The sequence below is a fragment of the Gordonia jinhuaensis genome (assembly GCF_014639795.1).
Classification (GTDB): Bacteria; Actinomycetota; Actinomycetes; order Mycobacteriales; family Mycobacteriaceae; genus Gordonia_B; species Gordonia_B jinhuaensis.
This window is the reverse complement of record NZ_BMGC01000075.1, coordinates 1-3,869: the sequence shown is the minus strand read 5'-3', so window position 1 is coordinate 3,869 and position 3,869 is coordinate 1. Positions and strand designations below refer to the sequence as shown.

At 62.5% G+C, this 3,869-nt stretch carries 4 protein-coding genes; 1 reads left to right on the top strand and 3 read right to left on the bottom strand.

Annotated elements, in window-relative coordinates:
* Both IEW22_RS19585 and IEW22_RS19580 read right to left on the bottom strand, forming a co-directional pair.
* Positions 1-445: hypothetical protein (locus IEW22_RS19585; protein ID WP_455350623.1), on the bottom strand; the 445-nt coding region annotated here is incomplete at its 3' end.
* Positions 446-554: 109 nt separating this feature from the next.
* Complete coding sequence (locus tag IEW22_RS19580) at positions 555-1,748, bottom strand: alcohol dehydrogenase catalytic domain-containing protein (protein ID WP_064862424.1); 1,194 nt, start codon at positions 1,746-1,748, stop codon at positions 555-557.
* Positions 1,749-1,963: 215 nt separating this feature from the next.
* Between IEW22_RS19580 and IEW22_RS19575 the strand changes: the two genes are divergently transcribed.
* Positions 1,964-3,210, top strand: a protein-coding gene (locus IEW22_RS19575) for an IS3 family transposase (protein ID WP_188589020.1) whose coding sequence is annotated in 2 segments (ribosomal slippage) — positions 1,964-2,276 and positions 2,276-3,210 — 1,248 coding nt in all. Because the reading frame shifts where the segments join, the coding sequence is not laid out codon by codon here.
* Positions 3,211-3,372: 162 nt separating this feature from the next.
* Here the strand turns inward: IEW22_RS19575 and IEW22_RS20645 are convergent.
* Positions 3,373-3,597, bottom strand: coding sequence for a phage minor head protein (locus IEW22_RS20645; RefSeq protein WP_188589019.1), 225 nt, complete (start codon positions 3,595-3,597; stop codon positions 3,373-3,375).
* Positions 3,598-3,869 lie beyond the last annotated feature (272 nt).

Here is a 3,869-nt window from a genome sequence, read left to right as displayed (position 1 = left end):
TGCCTTTCCGCCAGCGCTGCAACGCTGACTTGATCAAGTGACTACCGGGATCATATTTGCGGGAAGGCACGCCCTCCCAGATCCACAGGTCTTGATCATTCCTCCCGGGTGCGGCGAGGTGGGTGTGGTCGGCCTGCTCGATCAGGCAGCTACCACGGATCTGGAACGTTGCGAAGAGATACTCATCGGCGTCATGTCCCCGCGCGATGCGGGTTGCCGAGCGACGGGCGTCCTCGGCGTTGGCGCGCTTGGTCGACAACGTGAAATTGGTGTATCGGCCAAGAGCAACGTCGCCGTAGAAGCCTGGAAGAACGGGATCGGTAGCGACGTCGGTGTAACTGTGTCGACGGATCTGCGCCCATCGGTCGCCAATAGTGTCGTCGGTGGTGTCGGCCGTAGACCAATGTTCGAACACTGGGAGTTCAATGTCGTGTGTATCGACCATCTCGTGATCACCGCCAGTGGGTTAGGTTCTCGCTTTAGTAAACCATCGGCCCTGTGTCTGCGCTTCTGTGCAGACACAGGGCCGACCACGTCTAGGTAGCTGGTAGCGCTCAGGCTGAGAGCATCCCGTGGGGGTCGATGATGAATTTGTTCGGCGAGCCCTGGTCGAAGGTCTCGTAGGCGGCGGGCGCCTCGTCGAGGCTGATGACCTGGGTGTTGAGCATTGCGCTGAGGTAGGGCATGCGGTCCCAGAGGATGGCCATCATCAGTTCGCGGTTGTAGTGCATGATCGGTGCCTGCCCTGCCGTCACGCGTGGCGACTTGATCCAGGCCTTACCGAAGTCGATCGGATAGGTGCCCTGTTGCTCATCCTTCGACGCGGCAAGTGGGTCGGGCCCGTAGACGCCGATAACGCCAGTAGCTCCGCCGGCCCTGGTGGCGTCGAGAACCTGATTGATCGCGTTTGCGGGGTCCATGGACTGCGCGTCAGCACCGATACCGTGAGCTTCGGTGCCGACATAGTCGACGGCGCAATCGACCATGGGCTCGCCGAGGATTGCCTCGATCTGATCGGTGAGGGGGATGTCTTGACTGAGATCAATAGTCTCGCAGCCGTTGCTTTTGACCAGGTCCAACCGGTCTTGATGGTAGTCGCCGACGATGATGCACGAGGCCCCGAGCAGTCGTGCCGCCGCGGCTCCGCAGCGCCCGACGGGGCCAGCGCCGGCGATATAGACGGTGGATCCTGGTTTGGCGCCCGCTTCCATGAGTCCGTGAAACGCGGTCGGCAGAATGTCCGAGAGCAAGGCGAGATCTCGGATCTTCTCCATGGCCTGGTCTTTGTCGGGGAAGCGCAGGAGCTGGAAGTCGGCGTACGGCACGAACAGATATTCGGCCTGTCCGCCGTCCCAGTTTCCGAGATTGAAGCCGTAGGCGGCGCAACTCACATCTGCGTTGGTCGTCTCGCAGACCTCTGTGCGACGCGCGCGGCAGTTTCGACATCGTCCGCACGCAACGTTGAACGGTACCGAGACCAGATCGCCCTCGGTCAGAAACTCCACGTCCGGGCCGACCTCGACGACCTCGCCGGTCATCTCGTGTCCCATGACCATGCCCTGGGGAACGGGAAAGGACCCACGGTAGATGTGTAGGTCGCTGCCGCAAATGTTCGTCGCGACCATCTTCAGGATGGCGCCATGTGGCGCCTTCTTGCCATTCGGCATCTCCAACTTGGGGAAGTCGAGTTCCTCGACTTTCATGTGTTTCGGGCTGTCGAACAGTACTGCACGATTGCCGTTTGCCATGTCGATCTCCTTGGGTTGGTGGTGATCTCGGGCGGCCATCGGCCTAGAAAGCGCTTGTGTTCCAAGACGGCTGGCCGTATCCCATCGTATGCACGCCCGCTGATGAGTGTCGCTGACATGCAGTGCCAACAAGATGTCAGAATGCGCCGGGGCTTGACCCCTGATCTTGGACACGCTGATTCCAGCACGATGCTGGGGAAGCGAGAATCTGAGGGATGGCAAGGAAGAACTACACGGACGAGTTCCGGCAGCGTGCGGTGGATTTGTACGAGTCCACGCCGGGCGCGACGCTGAAAGCGATCGCGGCCGATTTGGGGATCTCCCGTGGTGCGTTGAAGGAATGGGTCGACAAGCTCGGATCCGGGACCGCTGCGGCCGGTTCGGTGTCGCCGCCGGTGTCGGTGCGGTCGGAGTCGCAGGCGGCGAGGATCATCCGGTTGGAAGCCGAGTTAGCGGTCTCGAGAGCGGAGCAGGTCAAGCTCGAGACGGAGCGGGACATCCTCCGTCAGGCGGCGAAGTATTTCGCTGCGGAGACGAACTGGTGAACCGCTTCCAGTTCGTCGAGGACCACAAGGACGCCTCCGGCGTGAAGCGGTTGTGTGAGGTCATCGAGATCGCCCGGTCCTCGTTCTACGCGTGGCTGGCCGCAGCCCCGGGACGGGCCGCGCGAGCCGCGGACGACGCCCGGTTGGCGGCACGGATCCGGGTGCTGCAGGACCCCGCGCAGGGTGGTGACCGCACCTACGGGGCACCGAGGATCACTGCCGACCTCAACGACGGCGTCCCCGCCGCCGGGCGGGTGAATCATAAGCGGGTCGCTCGGGTGATGCGGGAACACGCGCTCGCGGGGATCCGACTGCGCCGCCGGGTGAAGACCACGATCCCGGACCAGTCCGGACGGAAGTTCCCCGACCTGATCGGGCGGGACTTCAGCACCGGGGAGCCGAACCGCAGGTATGTCGGCGATATCACCTACCTCCCCATCGATGACGGCAGCAACCTGTATCTGGCGACCTGCATCGACCTCGGGTCGCGCAAGCTCGCCGGCTGGCAGGTCGCCGACCACATGCGCACCGAACTCGTCGAAGGCGCTCTCCGCGGCGCGCACCGCGACCGCGGATCGCTGGCCGGCGCAGTGTTCCACAGCGACCACGGCTCGGTCTACGCGTCGAAAGCCTACGCAGCACTCTGCGAGCAGCTCAAGGTGACCCAGTCCATGGGCGCGGTGGGCACGAGCGCCGACAACTCGCTGGCCGAGAGCTTCAACGCCGCGCTCAAACGCGAGCTCCTCCAAGGCGCGTCGGCGTTCCCCGATCAAGCCACCGCCCACCGGGCCGTGTTCCGGTGGACGAACCGATACAACACGCGCCGACGCCACTCCGCGATCGGCCAGATCACCCCGAACAGCTACGAGAACACCTACGCGGCCGCGAGATCAGCTACCCTCACGGAAGCGGCATAACCGAAATGACATCGTGTCCACGATCCGGGGTCAAGGCCCAACCTCGGTCGTTAGTTCTTGCGAACGTAAACACAGGAACGTTCGGATTTCTAATGTCAAGCTCGACGACGAATACGTGAAAGCGATGGTCACGTCGTATTGGTCCCGCCATGCCATCCCCTACTAATACTCGAAGTACACCGAACACCGACACCGAGGATGTCGAGCGGGCATCAGAACTCCCCCGGGGAACTCATCGTCGAGATCCACCTTCACTCCATCAAGTGGAGCGCACTGATTGCAAGCACCTGCGAGGGCTTCCCATATCTTCTTCTTCGCACCGGTCTCCCGCGCGTAGTTCGTTTGACCGACACTCCACGCGTTCACACTCTCCGTCTGCGCGATCATCTCAGCTCGCACTGGGTTGTTGAGCGGCAAGAAACTCGACCAGGCAGTCGACAACCTCGCTCCCCTGTTTCGCAGCGGATTCACCCTGACCACCGACGTTCACGACGTCGACGACTCTGATGACGATCCCCGGACGCTAGTGAGCTGACACGCCTCACCACAGGATCGAGGGCCTGGTGCACGGATAGGTGACAGGGTTAGTCACGCGGCCTGAGGGGCCTCGTGGTTGATGATGGTCTCGAATTCAATGGGGGTCAATCTGCCGAGGCGGT

What these genes read in the sequence shown, in the direction of transcription:
- IEW22_RS19580 (WP_064862424.1), bottom strand. Translation starts at nt 1,748, where the DNA reads ATGGCAAACGGCAATCGTGCAGTACTGTTCGACAGCCCGAAACACATG.
- IEW22_RS20645 (WP_188589019.1), bottom strand. Translation starts at nt 3,597, where the DNA reads ATGATCGCGCAGACGGAGAGTGTGAACGCGTGGAGTGTCGGTCAAACG.